Below are 22,027 nucleotides of genomic sequence, written 5' to 3'. Positions count from 1 at the left end.
GGCCGCACCACGCGGCCGGCTTCACCCAGACAGGACTCCGAAGATGAACCAGGCATTGTGGATCGCGAAAACCGGACTGGATGCGCAGCAGATGCGCATGTCGGTGGTTTCCAACAACCTCGCCAACACCAACACCACCGGCTTCAAGCAGGACCGCGCCAGCTTCGAGGACCTGTTGTACCAGCAGGTGCGCCAGCCCGGCGGTTCCTCTTCGGCACAGACCCAGCTGCCCACCGGCCTGCAGATCGGCACCGGCGTGCGCGTGGTGGCCACCGCCAAGAACTTCGAACAGGGCAGCCAGCAGCAGACGGGCCGCGCGCTTGACGTGATGGTCAACGGTCGCGGCTTCTTCGAAGTGCAGATGCCCGACGGCAGCTCGGCCTACACCCGCGACGGCTCGTTCAAGATCAACCAGGACAGCGAGCTGGTCACCAACAGCGGCTACCCGGTGCAGCCGGGCATCCAGATTCCCGAAGGCGCGCAGTCGGTGACCATCGGTACCGACGGCACCATCAGCGTGAAGATGGCCGACGGTGCGGCATCGGTGGAAGTGGGTGCGTTGACCCTTACCGACTTCGTCAATCCGGCGGGCCTGCAGGCACGCGGAGAAAACCTGTTCCTGGAAACCACCGCCTCCGGCCCGGCGCAGAACGGCAATCCCGGCCTGAACGGCCTGGGCACCGTGGTGCAGGGTGCGCTGGAAGGCAGCAACGTCAACGTGGTGGAAGAGCTGGTGTCGATGATCGAAACCCAGCGTGCCTACGAAATGAACGCCAAGGCGATCTCGACCACCGACTCGATGCTGGGCTACCTCAGCAACAAGCTCTGACCGCCCTCACCGGGAACCTGCCATGTCGCCCCTTTCTTCCTTCGCCCGTACTGTCCTCGCCTGTGCCGTGGCTGCCCTGCTCGGTGGCTGCGTGATCGCTGGCGACGTGCGCCCCTATCCGGCGATGGCGCCGCTGCAGCCGATCATGCCGCCGCAGGCCGAACCGACCGCAGGCGCGATCTACGCCGCCGGCCCGACCCTGCAGCTGTACTCGGACCGCCGTGCGCGCGATGTCGGCGACCTGTTGACCATCACCCTGCTGGAAAACACCACCGCGCAGACCAGCGCCAACACCGCCACCAACAAGGAATCGAACCTGAGCCTCGGCACGCCTTCGATTCTCGGTGCACCGGTCACTTTGGGTGGCAAGGACATCCTGAGCGCAACGGCCAAGGGCGCACGCGACTTCACCGGCAAGGGCAACAGCGCGCAGAGCAACCGCCTGCAGGGCAACGTGACCGTGACCGTGGTGCAGCGCCTGCCCAACGGCAACCTGGTGGTGCAGGGGCAGAAGAACCTGCGCCTGAACCAGGGTGATGAGTTGGTGCAGGTACAGGGCATCGTGCGCCCCGGCGACATCAGCGCGGACAACACCGTGCCTTCCAGCCGCGTGGCTGAAGCGCGCATCGTCTATGGCGGCCGCGGCCCTGTCGCGCAGTCCAACGCGATGGGTTGGCTGAGCCGCTTCTTCAACTCCGGCCTGACGCCGTTCTGAATATGGCCATGAAACTCTCCTTCTCTTCTTCCTGGCAGCGACGCGCAGCGTCGCTCTACTGTGCCGTGTTCATGGTCTTCGCAGTGGCTGCCCCCGCCAGCGCCGAGCGCATCAAGGACCTGGCCCAGGTGGGTGGCGTGCGCGGCAATGCACTGGTGGGTTACGGCCTGGTGGTCGGCCTGGATGGCAGCGGCGACCGCACCAGCCAGGCGCCCTTCACCGTGCAGAGCCTGAAGAACCTGCTGGGCGAGCTGGGCGTCAACGTACCGGCCAACGTCAACCCGCAGCTGAAGAACGTGGCGGCGGTGGCGATCCACGCCGAGCTGCCGCCGTTCGCCAAGCCCGGCCAGCCGATCGACATCACCGTGTCCTCGATCGGCAACGCCGTGTCGCTGCGCGGTGGCTCGCTGCTGATGGCGCCGCTGCGCGGTGCCGACGGCCAGGTCTACGCGATTGCCCAGGGCAACCTGATCGTGGGCGGCTTCGGTGCACAGGGCAAGGACGGTTCGCGCGTCTCGGTGAACGTGCCCAGCGTCGGCCGCATCCCCAACGGTGCGACCGTTGAACGCGCCCTGCCCGATGTGTTCGGCGCCAGCGGCGAGATCACCCTGAACCTGCACAACAGCGACTTCACCACCATCTCGCGGATGGTCGGTGCGCTCAACAATGCCTTCGGCGAGGGTTCGGCGCGTGCCGTGGACGGCGGCACGGTTGCCGTGCGTGCGCCCACCGATGCCGGTGCGCGCATCGGCCTGCTGGCCCGTATCGAAAACCTGGAACTGACCCCGGGCGCTGCACCGGCCAAGGTAGTGGTCAACTCGCGTACCGGCACCGTGGTCATCGGCCAGCAGGTGCGTGTCGGCCCGGCCGCGATCTCGCATGGCTCGTTGACGGTGACCATCCAGGAAAACACCAACGTCAGCCAGCCCAACGCCTTTGCCGGTGGCCAGACCGTGGCCACGCCGCAGTCGACCATCACCGCCACCAACGATGGCAGCCGCATGTTCAAGTTCAACGGCGGCACCACCCTGGACGAGATCGTGCATGCGGTGAACGCCGTTGGCGCGGCACCGGGTGACCTGATCGCGATCCTGGAAGCACTGAAGCAGGCCGGCGCCCTGAGCGCCGAGCTCGAGGTGATCTGACATGCGCATCACTCCCGCATTCGAACTCAGCCCGGCCCAGCAGAACGACCCGGCCAGGATTGACAAGGTCGCGCGCCAGCTTGAAGGCCAGTTCGCGCAGATGCTGGTCAAGAGCATGCGTGACGCCAGCTTCGGCGATTCGCTGTTCCCGGGTGAAAACAAGATGTTCCGGGAGATGTACGACCAGAAGATCGCCGAGGCGATGACCCGCGGCAAGGGCCTGGGCCTGTCGAGCATGATCACCCGCCAGTTGTCCGGCGCGCAGGCCGGCGGCCCGGCGCTGGACACGCGGGTGGACCCGGCCAAGGCCAGCCGTGCCTACCAGCTCAATGCGCCGGCGGCGCCGTCGCTGCCGCTGCAGGATGCCGGCCAGGCCGTGCGCATGCTGCAGCAGATGGCGGCCGGTGTGCAGGATGGCGCGCAGTCCGCCGTCGCCCCGATGGAGCAGGCGCTGGACCTGATTGCGGGCCGGGAAAGCAGCGGCATGCACCGTTCGCTGGGTACCGACGACCCCTATGCCGGTGCCATCGGTGGCGCCGATTGGGCCGCTGCCAGCGACCAGTGGGCGCCCACCGCCAGCAACCGTGGCAGCAGCGGCACCCCGGCCGATGCACTGGCCACGCGCACCGCCGTCGCCCAGTTGGGCGCACACACCCCGGAAGGCTTCGTCGCCAGCATCTGGCAACACGCACAGAGCGCGGCCAAGGAACTGGGCGTGGACGCCCGCGCCCTGGTTGCCCAGGCAGCGCTGGAAACCGGCTGGGGCAAGCGCCAGATCAAGCATGCCGATGGCAGCACCTCGCACAACCTGTTCGGCATCAAGGCCACCGGCTGGAAGGGCCAGAGCGCTACCGCCGGCACCCATGAGTACGTCGATGGCGTGCGCCGCAGCGAGACCGCCAGCTTCCGCGCCTACACCTCGCCCGCAGAGAGCTTTGCCGACTACGTGCGCCTGCTGAAGACCAGCCCGCGCTACCAGCAGGCACTGCAGGCCGGCACCGATGTGCAGGGCTTCGCGCGCGGCCTGCAACGCGCCGGCTACGCCACCGACCCGCGCTACGCGGCCAAGATCGCCGCGATCGCCGGCGGCCCGACCATCGAGCGCGCCGTGGCCGCCGTGGCCGACGCCGGCTCACGCATCGGCCAGACCTTCGCCAGCACCGCAACCGCGGCGCTGGGTATCACCCGTCGTTGAGGAACCCCATGTCCAGCGTACTTTCCACCGGTACCAGTGCCCTGCTCGCCTTCCAGCGTGCGTTGGCCACCACCAGCCACAACGTGGCCAACCTCAACACTCCCGGCTACAGCCGGCAGAAGGTCGACTTCGCCACCGCCACCCCGCAGAACTACGGCTATGGTGACGTTGGCAACGGCACCCGCATCGTCGACATCCGCCGCGCCGCCGACCAGCTGGCGATCTCGCGCCTGCTCGACAGCGGCGGCGAACTGGCACGCCTGAAGCAGCTCTCGGGCATGGCCGACCGGGTCAATGCCCTGTTCTCCGACGCGGCCACCAACGTGGCCGGGGTCTGGTCGAACTTCTTCGATACCGTCAGCGGCCTGTCCTCCAACGCAGCGGGTACCGCCGACCGGCAGAACATGCTCGATGGCGCCAAGGCCTTGGCCAACCGCTTCAGCCAGCTCAACACCCACCTGAACAACCTCAATGGCGAGGTCAACAATGGATTGATGGCCGGTGCCACCGAAGTCAACCGGCTGGCGTCGGAGATCGCGCAGATCAACGGTGCCATCGGCACCAACATCGCCAACGCCGCGCCCGACCTGCTGGACCGCCGCGACCAGCTGATCTCGCAGCTGGTGGGCTACACCGGCGGCACCGCGGTGATCCAGGATGGCGGCATCATGAACGTCTACACCGCCGGCGGCCAGGCGCTGGTGGTGGGTACCACCGCATCGAAGGTCACCACGGTGGCCGACCCGTACCAGCCCGAGCGCCTTCAGCTCGCACTGCAGACCCAGGGCGGCACCATCACCCTGGACCCGAAGGCCGTGGGCGGCCAGATCGGCGGCCTGCTCGAGTTCCGCGACACCGTGCTGACACCGGCCCAGGCAGAGCTGGGCAAGCTGGCTGTGGGCCTGGCCGAGACGTTCAACAGCACCCATCGCCAGGGCGTGGACCTGTACGGACAGATGGGCGGCGACTTCTTCAACATCGGCACGCCGCGTGTCACCGGCAATGCCGGCAACACCGGCACCGGCACGATCACCGCCAGCTACGGCGACCTCGGCAAGCTGGAAGCACAGAACATCGTGCTCCGGTTCGATGGCAGCAACTGGGCCGCCAGCCGCGCCGACACCGGCGCCAGCGTGCCGCTGACCGGCACCGGTACCGCTGCCGACCCGTTGATCATCAACGGCGTGAAGCTGGTGGTGGGCGGTACCCCGGCGGCCAACGACCGCTTCCTGCTGCAGCCGACGGCTGGCGTGGCCGGCAGCCTGGAGATGGCGATCACCGATCCGTCGCGCATTGCCGCGGCCGCCGCCATCAAGGGCGCTGCCGCACTGGCCAACACCGGCACCGGCAAGCTGAGCGGCGTGACCGTGACCGATGCGGCCAACGCCAACCTGCGCAATCCGGCTGCGATCGTGTTCACCTCGGCCACCACCTACACCATCGATGGCGGCCCGCCGCAGACCTATACGCCCGGGCAGACCATCAGCGCCAACGGCTGGAGCTTCGTGCTCGATGGCGTGCCGAAGAATGGCGACACCTTCAACATCACCCCGACCCCGGCCGGCTCGTCGGATAACAGCAATGCCACCAAGCTGTCCAAGGTGGAATCGGCCAAGGCGTTCAACGCCGGCACGGTGACGCTGGGCGGCGCATTGGGCGGGCTGACCACCCAGGTCGGTGCGGCAGCGCGTTCGGCAGAGTATTCGCTGGGGGCGCAGCAGGTGATCGCCGACCAGGCACAGGCAGCGCGTGACGAAGTGTCCGGCGTCAACCTCGATGAGGAGGCGGCCGACATGCTGCGCCTGCAACAGGCCTACCAGGCCGCCTCGCAGCTGATCTCCACCGCCGATTCCATGTTCCAGACCATCCTGGGAGCCGTGCGCCGATGAGCAACCGCATCTCCACCGGAATGATGTACAGCCAGTCGGTAGCGCTGATGATGGCCAAGCAGGCCAAGCTCAGCCACCTGGAACAGCAGATCGCCACCGGCAGCAAGATCGTCAGCGCCAAGGACGATCCGGTCGCCGCAGGCGCTGCGGTGGGCCTGGACCGCAGCCTGGCCGCACTGGAACGCATGAAGCTCAATGGCAACAACGTGCAGAACCGCCTGGGCGTGCAGGAAAACACCTTGGCCCAGGTCAACGACCTGATGGCGCGCGTCAACGATCTGACCATCCAGGCCAGCAATCCCGCCTTGAGTGCGCCCGACAAGAAGACCCTGATCACCGAGTTGAACCAGATCCGCGAGGGCCTGCTGTCGCTGGCCAACAGCAGCGACGGCACAGGCCGCTACGTGTTCGGCGGCACCAACGACAGCGATCCGCCGTTCGCCAGGATTGACGGCAAGGTTGTCTATCGCGGCGACCAGACCCAGCGCCAGGTGGAAGTCGGCCCGGATACCTACGTGCGCGACGCCCTGCCCGGCAGCGAGATCTTCCTGCGCATCCCCACCGGCGATGGCTTCGTCGATGGCAGCGCAGCGGCAGGCAACGCCGGCAACGGCGTGCTGACCAACATCACCCGCGACGGCAGCGACAGCTGGAACGGGCAATCGTTCAGCGTACGCTTCACCGCGGCCGACCAGTACGAAGTGCTGGACGGTGCCGGCAACGTGACCGGCACCGGCACCTACAAGGCCGGCAGCGAACTGGAGATCAATGGCGTTCGCCTGCAGATCGCTGGTGCGCCAGCAACAGGTGACAGCTTCAACGTGCAGGCCGCCAGCAGCCGCGACATCTTCGGCACCATGGACAAGCTGATCGCCGCACTGGATGCCGATACCGGTACCCCGGCGCAGATGGCCGCGCAGCAGAACGAGCTGCAGAGCGCATTGCGTGATGTCGGCCGCGCGGCGGAACGGATGATCGATTCGCGCGCTGCCGGTGGCGCGCAGCTGAAGGCGCTGGACAACGCGGCGGAGATGCGTGAGGCCAATGGCGTGACGCTGAAGACCACGCTGTCGGAGATGCGCGATCTGGACTACGCCGATGCGTTGAGCCAGTACCAGCTGGAAAGCACCGCGCTGCAGGCGGCACAGACGCTGTTCTCGCAGATGCAGTCGATGTCGCTGTTCAACAAGATACGCTGATTCCACGCGCCAGCACTGGAGCCCAAGGCCGCGATGCCCTGCATCGCGGCCTTTTTCGTTTCTGCGGTCATGTACCGCTGCGCTCGCCGGGCATGGCCCGGCGCTACCGAAGGGTTGGCGCTGGTAGCGCCGGGCTATGCCCGGCGGATGTTCCGAAGGCTTCGCTCTGGTAGCGCCGGGCCATGCCCGGCGGATGTTCCGAAGGCTTCGCCCTGGTAGCGCCGGGCCATGCCCGGCGGATGTTTTGGTAGCGCCGGGCCATGTCCGGCGGATGTTCCCGGATCGCCCATCAAGCCCAGCCGGCCCCCGCCGATACCTTCATCAGCGTGGGTTGGGCATGCCCGACCGCCCCTACCAGGAGTTGCCTTGACGCTTCTCCAGGGCGGAAATCCCCGGAAAAACAGCTTTCAGCGATGAAATTCGGCTGCAACGAAATTCCCGGCTAAAGGTTGTTGACAAAGCGCCGTTATTCATTTGGCAACGGCGAAGCACACAGCCAAACAAAAAAACCAGGCGGCGCTTCGTTCCATTCACCAACGGGTTCCACATAAGAGGAGACGACCCCATGGCACAGGTAATCAACACCAATACGATGTCGCTCAACGCTCAGCGCAACCTGAGCACCAGCGGCAGCTCGCTCGCTACCACCATCCAGCGTCTGTCGTCCGGCCTGCGCATCAACAGCGCGAAGGACGACGCCGCCGGCCTGGCCATCAGCGAGCGCTTCACCACCCAGATCCGTGGTCTGGACGTGGCCATCCGCAACGCCAACGACGGCATCTCGCTGGCCCAGGTGGCCGAGGGCTCGCTGAACGAAGTGGGCAACAACCTGCAGCGCATCCGCGAACTGGGCGTGCAGGCCTCCAACGCCACCAACTCGGCCAGTGACCGCAAGGCGCTGCAGGCTGAAGTCACCCAGCTGGTCAGCGAGATCGACCGCGTCGCCAAGCAGGCCGACTTCAACGGCACCAAGCTGCTGGACGGTTCGTTCACCAGCCAGCTGTTCCAGGTGGGCGCCAACGCCGGCCAGGCCATCGCCATCAACAGCGTGGTCAACGCCAAGGCCGATTCGCTGGGCGCGGCCAGCTTCGCCAACGCCTACACCGGCACCGCACTGGCCGTCGACAAGGCCACCGCCGATACCACCTACTCCGGCCTGCAGATCTCGGTGACCCCGCCGGGCGGCACAGCCACCACGGTCACCATCAGCGACTTCACCGTGAAGGCTGGCGAATCGATCACCTCGGCCACCGCGGCCGCGATCAACAACAAGCTGGGCGAAACCGGTGTGGTCGCCTCCGTCAGCGCCGGCGTGGTCAGCCTGGCCTCGGTCAAGGACGGCCAGACCTTCGCCCTGGGTGTCAGCGCGGCCACCCCGCCGGCCGGCGCCACCGCCGCCACCATCGCCGGCCTGGGCCTGACCGAGACCAGCACCGACGGCGGCACGCTCACCGGTGCAACGGCCAGCTTCGTCAAGGACCTGAACGTCACCACGGCCGAAGGCGCGCAGAAGGCGATGTCGATCGTCGACAAGGCCCTCGAATCGGTCAACAGCGTGCGCGCCGACCTCGGCGCGATCCAGAACCGCTTCACCTCGGTGGTCGCCAACCTGCAGACCTCCTCGGAGAACCTGTCCGCATCGCGCAGCCGCATCCGCGATACCGACTTCGCCAAGGAAACCGCCGAGCTGACCCGCACCCAGATCCTGCAGCAGGCCGGTACGGCCATGCTGGCCCAGGCCAACCAGGTACCGCAGAACGTGCTCAGCCTGTTGCAGCGCTGACATGAGCCGCCCCCGGGGCACGTCGGGGGCGTCTGACCCAACTCACGTGCAACCGCTCAAGGACCTCTCCTCATGGCACAAGTAATCAACACCAACACGATGTCGTTGAATGCTCAGCGTAACCTGAGCACCAGCGGCAGCTCGCTGGCCACCACCATCCAGCGCCTGTCCTCCGGTTCGCGCATCAACAGTGCCAAGGACGATGCGGCCGGCCTGGCGATCTCCGAGCGCTTCGGCACCCAGATCCGCGGCACCGACGTGGCCATCCGCAATGCCAACGACGGCATCTCGCTGGCCCAGGTCGCCGAAGGTTCGCTGACCGAAATCGGCAACAACCTGCAGCGCGTCCGCGAGCTGTCGGTGCAGGCTTCCAACGCCACCAACTCGGCCAGCGACCGCAAGGCCCTGCAGGCCGAAGTGACCCAGCTGGTTTCGGAAATCGACCGCGTTGCCAAGCAGTCGGACTTCAACGGCACCAAGCTGCTGGACGGTTCGTTCTCCAGCCAGCTGTTCCAGGTCGGCGCCAATGCCGGTCAGGCAATTGCCATCGACAAGACCATCGATGCCAAGGCCAATGCCCTGGGCGGCGCCAAGTTCGACACCAACGCGCTGGCCCTGGCCGATCCGGGCACCAACGCTGACTTCAGCACCACCGGCCTGTCCATCAATGGTGTGGCCATCGCCGACGTGTCGGTCAAGCAGGGCGCCGACGCCGCTGCCACCGGCAAGGCCTCGCGCGAAGCACTGGTGACCGCGATCAACGCCAAGATCGGCGAAACCGGCGTCTATGCCGAAGTGAACGGCACCACCGGCGTGACCCTGACCTCGGTCAAGGACAGCACCAACGCTGACGGCTCGTTCAAGGCCATCACCGCAACCCCGGGCACCTGGACCGGCGCCACCGCGCCGACCTTCACCGCCACTGCCGATACGGCGGCGCCGGCCTCGAAGTTCGCCAGCGATCTGGACGTCAGCACCGTGAAGGGTGCCCAGCAGGCGATGGAAGTGGTCGACAAGGCCCTGGGTGCGATCAACAGCACCCGCGCCGACCTCGGCGCGATCCAGAACCGCTTCACCTCGGTGGTGGCCAACCTGCAGACCTCGTCGGAGAACCTCTCCTCGTCGCGCAGCCGCATCAAGGACACCGACTTCGCCAAGGAAACCGCTGAGCTGACCCGCACCCAGATCCTGCAGCAGGCCGGTACGGCCATGCTGGCCCAGGCCAACCAGGTGCCGCAGGGCGTGCTCAGCCTGCTGCGCTGATCCGCTTCCTGATCGACCATCGGGCGGTAGCTGAGCTGCCGCCCGGCTCCTGAACTACGTTCCACCTTCGCCAAAGGAAAAAGCACCATGGCACAAGTCATCAACACCAACACCATGTCCCTGAATGCTCAGCGCAACCTGAGCACCAGCGGCAGCTCGCTGGCCACCACCATCCAGCGCCTGTCCTCCGGTTCGCGCATCAACAGTGCCAAGGACGATGCGGCCGGCCTGGCGATCTCCGAGCGCTTCGGCACCCAGATCCGCGGCACCGACGTGGCCATCCGCAATGCCAACGACGGCATCTCGCTGGCCCAGGTCGCCGAAGGTTCGCTGACCGAAATCGGCAACAACCTGCAGCGCGTCCGCGAGCTGTCGGTGCAGGCTTCCAACGCCACCAACTCGGCCAGTGACCGCAAGGCGCTGCAGGCCGAAGTGACCCAGCTGGTTTCGGAAATCGACCGCGTTGCCAAGCAGTCGGACTTCAACGGCACCAAGCTGCTGGACGGTTCGTTCTCCAGCCAGCTGTTCCAGGTCGGTGCCAACGCCGGCCAGGCCATCGCCATCGACAAGACCATCGATGCCAAGGCCGGCTCGCTGGGTACCTCGACCTTCGCCACCGGCGCGACCGCTGCCCTGGCCGCCAGCACCGACGGCGCCCGCTTCTCCGGCACCGTGATGGGCGTGGACATCGGCACGGTTGAAGTGAAGGCCGGTGCCACCACCGCTGACGCGTCCAAGGCTGTGGCCACCGCCATCAACGCCAAGATCGGCGAGGCCGGCATCTACGCCGAAGCCAATGACGATGGCACCCTGAAGCTGAGCTCGGTGAAGGAAGGCAAGGCCGTTGCCGCAGCCGATATCGCCCTGATGCGCAGCGACTACGATGCCACCGGCAAGACCTGGGGCGCTGCAGCAGCAGCCGGCGCCTACACCGCCGGTACCGACACCGCGGCCAACGTGCAGAAGCTGGACGTGAGCACCGTGCTCGGCGCACAGCAGTCGCTGGAAGTGGTCGACAAGGCCCTGGGTGCGATCAACAGCACCCGCGCCGACCTCGGCGCGATCCAGAACCGCTTCACCTCGGTGGTGGCCAACCTGCAGACCTCGTCGGAGAACCTGTCCTCGTCGCGCAGCCGCATCAAGGACACCGACTTCGCCAAGGAAACCGCTGAGCTGACCCGCACCCAGATCCTGCAGCAGGCCGGTACGGCCATGCTGGCCCAGGCCAACCAGGTGCCGCAGGGCGTGCTCAGCCTGCTGCGCTGATCCACGGCAAGAAGGCGCCGCTACCGTCGGGTTGAACCGACGGTAGCGGCAACCCGACAGCCACGGCGTACTCAGGTGCCGGCCATGCCCGGCCCGGGAAGCTTCCCGAACCGGCTTGGCATCGCCCGCCCCTGCGGACCTCTCTTTCAGCGTTGTGCATGTTGACTGTACGTACCGGGCGGCTTCGTCTCCCCCCGATTGTCAGTAGCCTGATCCCTCCCCTGCATTGGGGGAGGGTTTTTTACAGACCCCCGGCAGCCCGCGGTGAACCCACCCGCACCCTGCCCCGGACCTCCTGCAACCGGCGTGCCAGAACCGCCCCAGCGGCCGGTGGCACGGCGCATGCATCAACGAAGTCCTCAAGACCCAGCGGCACAGGCCGCTATTTTCGTTGACGACGGGCCGCTGCACGACGGCCAGGCCCGTATACCAGGAGAAACGACGTGGCAGACTTTGGATACGGTGGCATTGGCTCAGGGCTGGACATCTCCAGCATCGTCAACCAGCTGGTCGCAGCGGACCGCAAGCCGGCCGACAATGCGCTGAACCTGCAGCAGTCCAAGACCAAGATGCAGCTGTCGTCGCTCGGCACGGTCACCTCGGCCTTCGACAAGCTGAAGACTGCCCTGACCGCATTGAAGGCCACCACCGCCTTCGACACCCGCACTGTCAGCGCAACCGGCAAGGCCGGCCCCAACAACGCCGACGACGTGCTGACCGCATCGGTGGCGCTGTACGACCTCGGCACCAGCAAGGCGGCCGCAGCCAACGGTACCCACAAGATCGAGGTGAAGAACCTGGCGTCGGCGCACAAGCTGATCGCCGACACGTCGGTGCCCAAGACCGATACCTTCGGTGCCGGAACCTTGACGCTGACCGTCGGCGTGGGCGACAAGGCCAAGACGATGAACGTGCAGGTGGAGGAAGGCGACACGCTTACCACCGTCCGCAACAAGATCGACGCAGCCGGCCGCAAGGAGGGCGTGCAGGCCACGCTGATCAGCTCCGGCGACAACCAGTACCTGTCCATCGCCCAGGAAAAGACCGGCGCGGCCAGCGCGATCAAGCTGGAATACGCCGGCAGCGATCCGAAGCTGGGCGCGCTGGTCGGCAGCCTGAAGGAGAACAGCCCCGCCAAGGATGCGCTGCTGACCATTGACGGCGTGGAAGTGGTGAGTGCCAGCAACACCGTGACCGACGCGGTGCCAGGCCTGACCCTGAACCTGAAAGTGCCGGGCCTGAGCACCGTCACCATCAGCACCGACACCACCGCCGCGACCAAGGTGATGCAGGAGTTCGTCACCGCCTACAACGCGGCCATTGCGGCGATCAACACCGAAACCAAGTACGACGCGAAGACCAAGGAAGCCGCTGCACTGACCGGCGATGCGCAGATGCGGGGCGCGATCGCGCAGCTGCGTTCGACGATGTCCGGCGTGCTCAAGGACCTGGCAGGCGACCAGCTGGACGCCAAGGCGCTGGGCCTGCAGACCCGCGGCTACCCCAATGCCGACGGCACCCTGGTGCTGGACAGCACCAAGTTCGCCGCAGCCCTCGCCGCCCAACCGGAGAAGATCCGCCAGGCAGTTACCGGCGATACCGGTGGTGCCGGCCGGCTGTATTCGCTGGTTGACGGCTACGTCAGCACCACGGTGGGCAAGGAAGGCGCCTTCGTCGCCCGCACCAAGGGGCTGAACACCACGCTGGACAACATCGACAAGCGCCGCAAGGACCTGGACGCACGCATGGTCGGCGTCGAGGCCCGTTACAAGAAGCAGTTCGTGGCATTGGACAGCCTGATGGGCAAGCTGCAGCAGAGCAACACCGCCCTGCAGCAGCAGCTGGCCCAGTTGAACCGCTGAGGAAACACGCACGGCGCTCAAGTTTGGCGCCGCATGCACCGATAACGGACGCAACAGCAATCATCGCAGTGCCGGCGTCAACGGTCCCTTCGACCGCCCCCCGGCACCCCGCGCAAGGGAGAATCACGAATGTACGGTTCCAGCCGTCAGTACGCCGAGCAGTACCGCCAGGTGGGTGTGACCAGTGCGGTCGCCGATGCCGATCCGCACAAACTGGTGGCGCTGCTGCTGTCCGGCGCACTGGAGCGCGTGCGCCGTGCACAGGCCACCCTCGACCAGGGCGACCAGGCCGGCAAGGGCAAGGCGATCGGCGAAGCATGCGCGATCGTCGCCCACCTCAACGGCTCGCTGGACCATGAAGCCGGCGGCGAAATCGCCGGCAACCTGTCGGCGCTGTACGACTACCTGCTGCAGCGCCTGACCGAAGCCAACCTGCACAACGACCGCGCCGCACTGGACGAATCGCTGCAGCTGCTGGGCGAGATCGACGGCGCCTGGAATGCCATTCCGTACGAGCAGCGCCGTCCTGCGGCGGTGTCGCCGTGAGCCTGCTTGCGCTCAACGCACAGCTGGATGCCTTCGAGAAGGCCCTCGACGAAGAGGCCTTCGAACAGGCCGACAGCCTGCTCGATGGCCATGACAGCACCCTGCACGCACTGCTGAGCCAGCCGCTGGGCAGCGCCGACCACGCGCCGCTGTCGGCCCTGCTGGAGCGCCAGCAGAGCCTGCTTGGCCTGCTGCGCCAGCGTCGCGATGCAGTTTCCGTGCAGATGCAGGACGGCCGCCGCTCCCTTCGCGCCGCGCATGCTTACCTGCAGGCAGAATCACTGGCATGACCCTCCTGCCGACCACGTCCCTGCACCACCCGGCCGAGAGCGAGCTGTTCGACGAAACACTCAGCTGCGAACTGGCGTTGCCCGCCGAGTTCCAGGCCGGCAGTGCAACGGGCCGCACCAGCAGTGCCGAAGGCCTGCTGCGCAGCCTGGCGCTGGTCGAAGACAGCCGCATCGACGAACACGAAGAGCGCAGCGAAGCCAGCCTGCAGCTGCAGCGCCTGGAAGCCAAGGTGGACCTGACCATGGTCCTGCTCGGGCGCCTGATCCGCCAGCAGGGCCAGGAGCCGACGCTGCGCCCGGTGCGCTGGTCGCGCCGCGGCATCCGCCTGCAGCTGGGCCCACGCAGCGGCAGCACGCCCGGCCAGGCCGGCGTTGTCCGCCTGCAACCCAGCGACTGGCTGCCCGACCATATCGACCTGCCGGTGGAAGTCATCGCCGAAGCGGCCGATGGCGGTGGTGGTCACTATCTGTGGCTGCGCTTCCATCGCCTCAGCGATGGCCTGGAAATGGCGATGGAACGGCATCTGTTCCGGCTGCACCGCCGGCAGGTGGCCGAGGCCCGCCGCGCACGCTGAAATCTGCCACCATGCAGGCGGACGGACAGCCCTTGGCGTGCCCGTTCAGCTAAGTTAAGGTGGACCCCCCCTCCCCAACCTCCAGCGTGCCTGTGCGAGTTCTCATCGTCGACGATCACACCCTGGTTCGCGCCGGCCTGGCGCGGCTGCTGCAGGGGTTTGCCGACGTGCAGCTCGTCGCCGAGGCCAGCAATGCCGAACAGGCACTGCAGATGGCCCTGCAGCACGCACCGGACGTGGTGTTGATGGACCTGTCGCTGCCCGGCCGCACCGGCCTGGAGGCGCTGAGCGACATCCGCCTGCGCGCACCCGGCACTCGCATCGTGATGATGACCATGCACGACGACGCCGCCCACGTGCGCGACGCCCTGGATCGGGGTGCCGTCGGTTTCGTGGTCAAGGATGCCGCACCGCAGGAGCTGGAACTGGCGCTGCGTGCCGCGCATGCCGGCCAGGTATTCCTGAGCCCGCAGATCTCGGCCAAGATGCTGGCGCCGATGCTCGGTCGCGAAAAACCGACCGGCATTGCCGCACTGTCGCCGCGCCAGCGCGAGATCCTTCGCCGCATCGGCAAGGGCGAGAGCAACAAGGAAATCGCCGCCGATCTTGGCATCAGCGTCAAGACGGTGGAGACCCATCGCGCACGCATGATGGAATCGCTGGGTTGCCGTCGCGCCAATGATCTGCTGCTGCTGGCCGCGCGCCACCAGCACGAACTGGAATGACGTCCCCGCGTCGGCGCTAACGCCGCAGCGCCACTGGCAGGGCCGGCGCCGAAATACCGTCACCCACACGCATCCCGACGGGATTCCGTACAGCACGCACGACCTGCCGCCATGGCCGCTGACCACGAATCAATGACTTGGCGCGCATGATCGTCAAAATCCCGCGCTTGTGTAGGGGTTTTCCCTACAAGGTGTCGGGAACGCCACCAACGCCCTCAGGAACCCCCCGATTCCGCCCTTGCCGGATCAAAAGCAAGATGTGTTCCACAAGGCGTCGGGGAGCGGCGCCGGGGAACCACGATGAAGGCTGCACTCTCGACCCAGCTGGGCCAACAACTTCACCTCACCCCGCAGTTGCTGCAGTCGATCCGGCTGCTGCAGCTCGACGGCCTGCACCTGGAACAGGAAATCCAGCGCCTGCTGGACTCCAATCCGCTGCTGGAAATCGAAGACGCCGAAGCGCCCGCCGCCGAAGCCACCGATCCGGCCAGCACCACGCTGGATACGGCCGCGTTCGACGAACTGCCCGAATCCTCGATGTGGGAGGTGTCCGGCGCCAATTGGCAGGACGGCGACGACGACCGCATGGCGCGCATCGCCGCTGGCGAGTCGAGCGACCCGCAGCTGCGCGTGCTGCAGCGCCTGGCGCTGGACCTGGACGAGCACGAACTGGCCGTGGCCGCCTTCTGGCTGGAACACTGCGACGATGCCGGCTACCTGCAGGCACCGCTGGCGCAGCTGCAGCTGCTGGCGAGTGCGCAGTTCGACATCGATGCCGACGGCGTTGAAGCTGTCCGCCAGCACCTGCTGCAGGGCGAGCCGGCCGGCATGGCCGCACAGGACCTGCGCGAATCGCTGCTGGCCCAGCTGTGCAGCCTGCACGGCGTGGTGCCGGCCCGGCATCTGGCTGCGCGCATCCTGCAAGGCGCGCTCGATGCCTTGGCCGCGCACGACTACCCCGCCCTCGCCCGCCAGCACGATGCCGAGATCGAGGACGTGCGCGAGGCCGTCCGCCTGATCCTGTCGCTGCAGCCGCGCCCGGGCGACAGCCTGCTGCCCGAGCGCAATGCAGTGGTGGTGCCGGACGTGGTCGCCTGGCACGCCGACGAACAATGGAAGGTCGCGCTGAACCCGGCAACCAGCCGCAGGGTGTCGATCAACAGCCAGTACGAACAGGCTCTGGCTGACAGCGGTGAGGCTGCGCCGGCCCTGCGCGAGATGCTGCAGGAGGCGCGCTGGTTCAGCCGCGGCCTGTCGATGCGTTACGACACCCTGCTGCGCACGGCGCGGGTGATCGTCGAGCGCCAGGCAGCCTTCCTGGTGCGTGGCGAGGAAGCCATGGCACCGCTGACCCTGAAGGAAGTGGCCGAAGAAATCGGCATGCACGAATCCACCGTTTCGCGCATCACCACCGGCAAGTACCTGCAGACCCCGCGCGGCACCTTCGAACTCAAGCACTTCTTCGCCGTGCGCCTGGAAGGGGCCAGCGTGTCCGGCCAAGCGGTCAAGGCCATGGTCCGCCGCCTGATCGACGCCGAGCCGGCCGGACGCCCGCTGGCGGACGAGGCCATCGCTGGCCTGCTGTCCCGCCAGGGGGTGAACATTGCCCGTCGAACCGTCGCAAAATACCGCGAACAACTGGATATCGCCCCGGCCCGCGAACGGCGCCGGGTCAACGCCAGGCAACCGCAGCTGGCCCGGGTGGGCTGAAAAGGATGTTGGACATGAACAAGCTCACAGTTCTGCTGGTCGATGACCACGAGGGCTTCATCAACGCGGCCATGCGCCACTTCCGCAAGATCGACTGGCTGCAGATCGTCGGCAGCGCCGGCAACGGCCTGGAAGCGATCGAACGCTCGGAAAGCCTGCGCCCGCAGGTGGTGCTGATGGATCTGGCGATGCCGGAAATGGGCGGCCTGCAGGCCACCCGGCTGATCAAGTCGCAGGATGATGCCCCGTACATCGTGATCGCCAGCCACTTCGATGACGTCGAGCATCGCGAGCACGCACTGCGCGCCGGCGCCGACAACTTCGTCAGCAAGCTGTCCTACATCCAGGAAGTCATGCCGATCCTGGAAGGCCTCAGGGAGGAACGGTCGTGAGCGAATCGCGCATCCTGGTACTGGACAACGACGCGGTGCGTGCCGAGCGCACCGTGGCCCTGCTGGAATTCATGGACTTCAACCCGCGCTGGGTTTCCGACGCGGCCGATTTCGACCTGACGCGCCAGCGCCAGAACGACTGGATGGCGGTGATCGTCGGCAGCCTGGACGACAGTGCCGCCAGCACCGCCCTGTACGCCTGGCTGGGGGGCAGCAGCCTGCCGCCGCCGGTGCTGCTGGCCGACGGTGACGCGACTGCGTTCGCGCAGCGGCATGGCCTGCACGAAGCCAACATCTGGCCGCTGGAAGCGCCGCTGCGTCACGCACAGATGGAAGCCCTGCTGCGCCGCGCCAGCCTCAAGCGCCTGGATGCCGAACACCAGGCCGGTGCCGTGCAGGACCAGGGCCCGACCGGCAACGGTCCGGCGGTCAGCGCACTGCGCACGATGATCGAGCAGGTCGCCGCGTTCGACACCACCGTGCTGGTGCTGGGCGAATCGGGCACCGGCAAGGAAGTGGTCTCGCGCAGCATCCACCAGCGCTCGCCGCGCCGCGATGGCCCGTTCGTGGCGATCAACTGCGGCGCGATTCCGGCCGAACTGCTGGAAAGCGAGCTGTTCGGCCACGAGAAAGGTGCCTTCACCGGCGCGCTGACCGCGCGCAAAGGCCGTTTCGAAATGGCCGAGGGCGGCACCCTGCTGCTCGATGAGATCGGCGACATGAGCCTGCCGATGCAGGTCAAGCTGCTGCGCGTGCTGCAGGAGCGCAGCTTCGAGCGCGTCGGCGGCAACCAGACCATCCGCTGCAACGTGCGGGTGATCGCCGCAACCCATCGCGACCTGGAAAGCCGCATTGCCGATGGCAAGTTCCGCGAGGACCTGTTCTATCGCCTCAACGTGTTCCCGATCGATGTGCCGGCCCTGCGCGAACGTCGCGAAGACCTGCCGGCGCTGGTGGAAACCATCGCCACCCAGCTGGCCCGCACCGGTCGCGGCGAAGTGCGCTTCACCCCGGAAGCGCTGCAGGCGCTGGCCGGCTACGAATGGCCGGGCAACGTGCGCGAACTGACCAATCTGGTCGAGCGCCTGGCCGTGCTGCACCCGGGTGGCTCGGTGCGCGTGCAGGACCTGCCGGCACGCTACCGCGGCGACGCCGCGCTGGCCGTACCCGCGGTGGTCGCGGCCGCTCCGGTGGTCGCCAGCGAAGAACGCCTGGACCTGCGCAGCTTCTCGTTCCACACCCCGGGCAGCGGCAACCAGCCGTCGCTCGAGCATGGCATCGCCGTCAACCGCGCCGCAGCGCCGGCCGCGTTGCCGGACGACGGCCTGGACCTGCGCAACCACATGGCCAACATCGAACTGGGCCTGATCAACGAAGCACTGGAGCGCACCCAGGGCGTGGTCGCCCACGCCGCCCAGCTGCTCGGCCTGCGCCGCACCACCTTGGTGGAAAAGCTGCGCAAGTACGGCATCGAACGCGAAGCGGCCGAACTGGCCAGCTGACACGTGTTGCCAGCATGAAGGGGGCACGAACGCCTGGGCTTGCCCGGGCGTTGGTGTTTGTGGGGGTCCGCCTGATGCGCGGGCGGGTCAGGCGGTTCCATGGCAGCGGCCGGATTGCTCAGTAGATCCACGCCATGCCTGGATGACGGGCGACGGTACCGAGAATATTCGCTGCATTTGCACGTTTTCCTACAGACAACGCAACCGCACCGCGGAGCATGGCAAGGACATCCCAACGAGGTTCCGCCATGCATCGCCTGACTCTGCTTGCCGCCCTGCTCTGCCCGGCCTTGGCCGCAGCATCCAACTGCACGCTGCCCACCACCCTCGACCAGCGCCAGTTCACCAACCTCAGCGATCCGCTGTACCAGCCAGATAATCCGAATGCCGGGCGCATGGTGCAGGTCAGCTTCGGCAGCAATCAGTACGTGCTGCACATCCTCGGCACCGGCCTCCGCATCGGCGGCAGCTACCGTTACCAGCAACTGGCTCCGCACATTGCGGAGATCCAGATGACAGAAGCCCACCCCGACGGCGCTGCCCGCTACACCCTGCTGCTGACCTGCCTGACCGACCACCAGGGCCGCTTCATCTACACCCAGCACGACGGCCCCATCGCCCCACGCCAGCGCCAGAATTCCGGCCGCTGGACCCTGCAGCCATAGGCCAAAAAACCGACGCCGGTGAAATGACGCGTCACACGCCTCGAGAGCAGCATTCATGCATGGCGTGGATCAAGCGTGTCGACCAAGGTCGACACCTACCAAGAGCAGCGTGCCGACCAACGGTCAGCACCCACCAACAGCAGCGGGAACCTGTCGAAGGCGGGGTGGGTCCGGTTGCGGGGGTGTCCGCGGCATGGATGCCGCGGCCAAGCCCCATGGACGGGTTTACGGCGTCCCCCGCAACCGGACCCACCCCGCCATCCCTCAGGAAGCCCGCTTTGGCTGTCGCTGTTGAGGTTGCCGGCCAGCGGCCGGCACTACCGCGGGGCGCGGGGTGCAACCCCGCAAAGCACCACCCCCTCACTTCACTGAACCGATCAGCCATTTCGGCACGGCACTTGCACTAGCTCCAGCAGACACCCCCATCCCTGTTTCTGGAACCGTTGCAGATGTCCCACTCCGTCACTTCGATCCTTTCCCAGATCCGCTCCTACCAGACCCAGGTGGGACAGCCCGCGCTCAACCCGCTGGCCGAAGCGCCGCGTAGCAATGCCCTGCCGGGCACGGTGCTGGATGCGCCGCAGGTCCAGCCTGCCAGCTTCACCGAAACCCTGCGCGGCGCCATCGCCGGCGTCAACGATGCGCAACAGAAATCCGGCGCGCTGGCCAAGGCCTTCGAACTGGGCGAACCCGGTGCCGACCTGGCCAAGGTGATGGTCGCCTCGCAGCAGTCCCAGATCGCCTTCCGCGCCACCGTGGAAGTCCGCAACCGTCTCGTCCAGGCCTACCAGGACGTGATGAACATGCCGCTGTAAGGATAGAACCGCATGGCCCTGTCGCTCTCCAAGGAATCCCTGAACGCCGAAAAGGCGGGCCAGTGGTTCGATCGGCTGCAAAGCCTGCAGATCACCCGTCGGCTCGGACTGATGGCGATGATCGCCGTGGCCGTCGCGGCCGGGCTGTTCGTGTTCTTCTGGTCGCAGAAGCCGGGCATGGTGCCGCTGTACACCGGCCTGGACCAGAAGGCCACCGCTGAAGCGACCGATCTGCTGCGTGCCGCACAGATCCCGTTCCAGCTGGACCCGGCCACCGGTGGCATCACCGTGCCGGAGAAGAACCTGCACGATGCCCGCCTGAAACTGGCGGGCTCGGGCCTGACCGACAGCGGCAAGCTCGGCTTCGAGCTGATGGAGCGCGACCCCGGCTTTGGCGTCAGCCAGTTCGTGGAAAGTGCGCGCTACCAGCACGCGCTGGAAACCGAGCTGTCGCGCACCATCAACACGCTGCGCCCGGTGCGCGATTCGCGCGTGCATCTGGCCATTCCCAAGCCCAGTGCGTTCACCCGCCAGCGTGATGTGGCCAGTGCCTCGGTCACTCTGGAACTGCGGGGCGGCCAGCAGCTGGAACGCAGCCAGGTCGATGCGATCGTGCACATGGTCGCCGCAGCCATTCCCGATCTGGCACCGGAACGGGTGACCGTGGTCGACCAGAGCGGTCGCATGCTCAGCGTCAGCGACCCGAACAGCGAAGCGGCCGTCAACGCTGCCCAGTTCGAACAGGTGCGCCGCCAGGAAACCTCGTTCAACCAGCGTATCCGCGAGCTGCTGGAACCGATGACCGGCCCCGGCCGGGTCAACCCCGAAGTCAGTGTCGACATGGACTTCTCGGTGACCGAGGAAGCGCGCGAGCTGTACAACGGCGAGCCGCAGAAGCTGCGCAGCGAGCAGATGAGCGAGAACACCAGCAGCACGCCGGGCCCGCAGGGCGTACCGGGTGCCACCAGCAACAGCCCGCCAGGCCAGGCCGCCGCACCGGCCACCGCGCAGGCACCGACCGAAAGCAGCAAGAACGCGACCCGCAACTACGAGCTGGACCGTACCCTGCAACACACCCGGCAGCCGGCCGGCCGCATCAAGCGCGTGTCGGTGGCGGTGCTGGTGGACAACGTGCCGCGCGCCGGCGCCAACGGCAAGGTTGCGCCGCAACCGCTGTCGGCGGCCGAACTGACCCGGGTCGAGGCACTGGTCAAGCAGGCTGTCGGTTTCAGTGCCGAGCGCGGCGACACCGTGTCGGTGATGAATGCCCCGTTCGTGCGTGACACCACGCCGGTAGAGGGCCCGAACTGGTGGGAACTGCCGTGGGTGCACGATGCCGGGCGCATGCTGCTGGGTGCACTGGTGGTGATGGCATTGCTGTTCGGCGTGCTGCGCCCGGCACTGCGTGGCATCACCGGGCAGAACCGCAAGAACGAAGAACTGGCGCTGGAACCGCACACCGCGGACGTGCAGCTGGTCGATGACGATGGCACCCCGCTGCCGGCGCTGGGCGCCGACCGGGTCAGCCTGGGCGGGCCGGAAGCGCTGGCCCTGCCGGTGGATTCTTATGAGGAACGATTGCGGATGGCCCGTGAAGCCGTGAAGACCGACTCCAAGCGCGTGGCCCAGGTGGTCAAGGGCTGGGTGGCCAATGACTGACG

20 protein-coding genes are annotated in these 22,027 nt (G+C 67.0%); all 20 read left to right on the top strand.

Translation table 11 applies throughout. From position 1 onward, the window contains the following. Positions 1-43 precede the first annotated feature (43 nt). The 20 genes from flgG (at position 44) to fliF (ending at position 22,025) form a co-directional block, all read left to right on the top strand. Positions 44-829 (top strand): flagellar basal-body rod protein FlgG, encoded by a 786-nt coding sequence (gene flgG / locus D0Y85_RS10180; RefSeq protein WP_025879105.1) that lies wholly within the window; start codon positions 44-46, stop codon positions 827-829. Positions 830-851: 22 nt separating this feature from the next. Further along, positions 852-1,544, top strand: a complete 693-nt coding sequence (gene flgH, locus D0Y85_RS10175) for a flagellar basal body L-ring protein FlgH (protein ID WP_117310368.1) — start codon at positions 852-854, stop codon at positions 1,542-1,544. Positions 1,545-1,552: 8 nt separating this feature from the next. Further along, positions 1,553-2,689, top strand: coding sequence for a flagellar basal body P-ring protein FlgI (locus D0Y85_RS10170; protein ID WP_032952134.1), 1,137 nt, complete (start codon positions 1,553-1,555; stop codon positions 2,687-2,689). A 1-nt stretch (position 2,690) separates the two neighbouring features. Beyond that, the gene (flgJ, locus tag D0Y85_RS10165) at positions 2,691-3,884 is read left to right on the top strand and encodes a flagellar assembly peptidoglycan hydrolase FlgJ (protein WP_117310367.1); all 1,194 of its coding nucleotides are present in this window, start codon (positions 2,691-2,693) and stop codon (positions 3,882-3,884) included. An 8-nt stretch (positions 3,885-3,892) separates the two neighbouring features. Further along, on the top strand, positions 3,893-5,773 hold the full coding sequence (gene flgK / locus D0Y85_RS10160) for a flagellar hook-associated protein FlgK (protein ID WP_117310366.1): 1,881 nt from the start codon (positions 3,893-3,895) through the stop codon (positions 5,771-5,773). Continuing rightward, positions 5,770-6,972, top strand: a complete 1,203-nt coding sequence (gene flgL, locus D0Y85_RS10155) for a flagellar hook-associated protein FlgL (RefSeq protein WP_117310365.1) — start codon at positions 5,770-5,772, stop codon at positions 6,970-6,972. The genes flgK and flgL overlap by 4 nt, the downstream gene beginning before the upstream one ends. 565 nt (positions 6,973-7,537) lie before the next feature. Next, positions 7,538-8,755 (top strand): flagellin, encoded by a 1,218-nt coding sequence (locus D0Y85_RS10150; protein ID WP_117310364.1) that lies wholly within the window; start codon positions 7,538-7,540, stop codon positions 8,753-8,755. Positions 8,756-8,827: 72 nt separating this feature from the next. Next, positions 8,828-10,018, top strand: a complete 1,191-nt coding sequence (locus D0Y85_RS10145; RefSeq protein ID WP_117310363.1) for a flagellin — start codon at positions 8,828-8,830, stop codon at positions 10,016-10,018. 87 nt (positions 10,019-10,105) lie between these two features. Further along, entirely contained in the window at positions 10,106-11,284 is a 1,179-nt protein-coding gene (locus D0Y85_RS10140) for a flagellin (protein WP_117310362.1), read from the top strand. Positions 11,285-11,727: 443 nt separating this feature from the next. Next, positions 11,728-13,146, top strand: coding sequence for a flagellar filament capping protein FliD (gene fliD / locus D0Y85_RS10135; RefSeq protein WP_117310361.1), 1,419 nt, complete (start codon positions 11,728-11,730; stop codon positions 13,144-13,146). A gap of 129 nt (positions 13,147-13,275) precedes the next feature. Continuing rightward, a complete protein-coding gene (gene fliS / locus D0Y85_RS10130; RefSeq protein ID WP_117310360.1) occupies positions 13,276-13,692 on the top strand; it encodes a flagellar export chaperone FliS in 417 nt (138 codons plus the stop codon). After that, positions 13,689-13,982, top strand: coding sequence for a hypothetical protein (locus D0Y85_RS10125; RefSeq protein ID WP_117310359.1), 294 nt, complete (start codon positions 13,689-13,691; stop codon positions 13,980-13,982). The genes fliS and D0Y85_RS10125 overlap by 4 nt, the downstream gene beginning before the upstream one ends. Beyond that, positions 13,979-14,557, top strand: a complete 579-nt coding sequence (locus D0Y85_RS10120; RefSeq protein WP_117310358.1) for a PilZ domain-containing protein — start codon at positions 13,979-13,981, stop codon at positions 14,555-14,557. Before D0Y85_RS10125 ends, D0Y85_RS10120 begins: the two co-directional genes overlap by 4 nt. Positions 14,558-14,649: 92 nt before the next feature. Beyond that, positions 14,650-15,282 (top strand): response regulator transcription factor, encoded by a 633-nt coding sequence (locus tag D0Y85_RS10115; protein ID WP_025879002.1) that lies wholly within the window; start codon positions 14,650-14,652, stop codon positions 15,280-15,282. 300 nt (positions 15,283-15,582) lie between these two features. Next, positions 15,583-16,992 carry an RNA polymerase factor sigma-54 gene (rpoN, locus tag D0Y85_RS10110; RefSeq protein ID WP_049466895.1) on the top strand — a complete coding sequence of 470 codons (1,410 nt, stop codon included), beginning with the start codon at positions 15,583-15,585 and terminating at the stop codon, positions 16,990-16,992. A 14-nt stretch (positions 16,993-17,006) separates the two neighbouring features. Then, positions 17,007-17,384, top strand: a complete 378-nt coding sequence (locus D0Y85_RS10105; protein ID WP_025879000.1) for a response regulator transcription factor — start codon at positions 17,007-17,009, stop codon at positions 17,382-17,384. Further along, positions 17,381-18,886, top strand: a complete 1,506-nt coding sequence (locus D0Y85_RS10100; RefSeq protein WP_025878999.1) for a sigma-54 dependent transcriptional regulator — start codon at positions 17,381-17,383, stop codon at positions 18,884-18,886. Before D0Y85_RS10105 ends, D0Y85_RS10100 begins: the two co-directional genes overlap by 4 nt. A gap of 248 nt (positions 18,887-19,134) precedes the next feature. After that, positions 19,135-19,551 (top strand): hypothetical protein, encoded by a 417-nt coding sequence (locus D0Y85_RS10095; RefSeq protein WP_117310357.1) that lies wholly within the window; start codon positions 19,135-19,137, stop codon positions 19,549-19,551. A gap of 449 nt (positions 19,552-20,000) precedes the next feature. Beyond that, the gene (gene fliE, locus D0Y85_RS10085; RefSeq protein WP_025878997.1) at positions 20,001-20,366 is read left to right on the top strand and encodes a flagellar hook-basal body complex protein FliE; all 366 of its coding nucleotides are present in this window, start codon (positions 20,001-20,003) and stop codon (positions 20,364-20,366) included. Between the two features lie 12 nt (positions 20,367-20,378). Beyond that, positions 20,379-22,025, top strand: coding sequence for a flagellar basal-body MS-ring/collar protein FliF (gene fliF, locus D0Y85_RS10080; RefSeq protein WP_117310355.1), 1,647 nt, complete (start codon positions 20,379-20,381; stop codon positions 22,023-22,025). The last annotated feature ends 2 nt before the right edge of the window (positions 22,026-22,027 follow it).

Source organism: Stenotrophomonas sp. G4, assembly GCF_003428825.1.
Taxonomy (GTDB): domain Bacteria; phylum Pseudomonadota; class Gammaproteobacteria; order Xanthomonadales; family Xanthomonadaceae; genus Stenotrophomonas; species Stenotrophomonas indicatrix.
This window is presented reverse-complemented; position numbering and strand designations above follow the sequence as displayed.

Excerpts from the sequence above, each read along its gene's own strand:
- fliF (WP_117310355.1), top strand. The coding sequence starts at position 20,379 with ATGGCCCTGTCGCTCTCCAAGGAATCCCTGAACGCCGAAAAGGCGGGC.
- D0Y85_RS10105 (WP_025879000.1), top strand. The coding sequence starts at position 17,007 with ATGAACAAGCTCACAGTTCTGCTGGTCGATGACCACGAGGGCTTCATC.
- flgL (WP_117310365.1), top strand. The coding sequence starts at position 5,770 with ATGAGCAACCGCATCTCCACCGGAATGATGTACAGCCAGTCGGTAGCG.
- D0Y85_RS10145 (WP_117310363.1), top strand. The coding sequence starts at position 8,828 with ATGGCACAAGTAATCAACACCAACACGATGTCGTTGAATGCTCAGCGT.
- flgK (WP_117310366.1), top strand. The coding sequence starts at position 3,893 with ATGTCCAGCGTACTTTCCACCGGTACCAGTGCCCTGCTCGCCTTCCAG.
- D0Y85_RS10170 (WP_032952134.1), top strand. The coding sequence starts at position 1,553 with ATGAAACTCTCCTTCTCTTCTTCCTGGCAGCGACGCGCAGCGTCGCTC.
- D0Y85_RS10095 (WP_117310357.1), top strand. The coding sequence starts at position 19,135 with ATGCATCGCCTGACTCTGCTTGCCGCCCTGCTCTGCCCGGCCTTGGCC.
- D0Y85_RS10150 (WP_117310364.1), top strand. The coding sequence starts at position 7,538 with ATGGCACAGGTAATCAACACCAATACGATGTCGCTCAACGCTCAGCGC.
- flgG (WP_025879105.1), top strand. The coding sequence starts at position 44 with ATGAACCAGGCATTGTGGATCGCGAAAACCGGACTGGATGCGCAGCAG.
- D0Y85_RS10120 (WP_117310358.1), top strand. The coding sequence starts at position 13,979 with ATGACCCTCCTGCCGACCACGTCCCTGCACCACCCGGCCGAGAGCGAG.
- flgJ (WP_117310367.1), top strand. The coding sequence starts at position 2,691 with ATGCGCATCACTCCCGCATTCGAACTCAGCCCGGCCCAGCAGAACGAC.
- rpoN (WP_049466895.1), top strand. The coding sequence starts at position 15,583 with ATGAAGGCTGCACTCTCGACCCAGCTGGGCCAACAACTTCACCTCACC.
- D0Y85_RS10140 (WP_117310362.1), top strand. The coding sequence starts at position 10,106 with ATGGCACAAGTCATCAACACCAACACCATGTCCCTGAATGCTCAGCGC.
- fliE (WP_025878997.1), top strand. The coding sequence starts at position 20,001 with ATGTCCCACTCCGTCACTTCGATCCTTTCCCAGATCCGCTCCTACCAG.
- flgH (WP_117310368.1), top strand. The coding sequence starts at position 852 with ATGTCGCCCCTTTCTTCCTTCGCCCGTACTGTCCTCGCCTGTGCCGTG.
- fliS (WP_117310360.1), top strand. The coding sequence starts at position 13,276 with ATGTACGGTTCCAGCCGTCAGTACGCCGAGCAGTACCGCCAGGTGGGT.